Source organism: Lactobacillus sp. UMNPBX17 (genome assembly GCF_002553735.1).
Lineage (GTDB): Bacteria > Bacillota > Bacilli > Lactobacillales > Lactobacillaceae > Lactobacillus > Lactobacillus gallinarum.
The window spans coordinates 1-594 of record NZ_PCYT01000171.1; the positions used below are offsets into that span (position 1 = coordinate 1).

Genomic DNA, 594 nt, shown 5'->3' on the forward strand with positions numbered 1-594 from the left:
TTTTTCTACGTAAAGTCAAGCATAATAAGAAGTTTGGCTTCATTTTTTGTTTAAATTTCAACTTAAACATCTTTTAGTGTCGATTTATTTTTTTAGTTAGACACGACAAATAAGCCCAGATCCATATCTGATTTTTGGGCTTAGCGTTATAATGTACTTGATCAATTAATTACGACTAAAGTCTTTTTGATTATGTGTGGCTACGTTGTAATCATATGGTTGATCATTGATAATCAGGGCATAAATGGTTCTGATTAGTTTATGAATTGAAGCAATAGCTATCTTTTTGAACCCTTTGGTTTGAGAGGATAGCTTTTTGCTTTCATAATAATCTGCTATATGACACGGATTTGTCTTAGCTGCATTATCAATTTGTCCAATAGCTCGATAAAGCAACTTACGTGCGACTGCATTGCCATGTTTAGTAATACTTAAATTAGAGTCCATTTCTCCTGACTGATATCTGCCTGGATCAATTCCGATAAAAGCATTGATTTTATTAGGATTACTAAATCTGCGTAAATCTCCTAACTCTGCTAAAACTCTGACTGCAGTGGTCTGTGCAAAGCCTGGAATGCTTTCTAGGTTTTCTAA

At 33.7% G+C, this 594-nt stretch carries 1 protein-coding gene; it reads right to left on the minus strand.

Annotated features, from left to right (window positions below):
* Positions 1-165: 165 nt before the first annotated feature.
* Positions 166-594: transposase (locus CP368_RS10155; protein ID WP_143468335.1), on the minus strand; the 429-nt coding region annotated here is incomplete at its 5' end.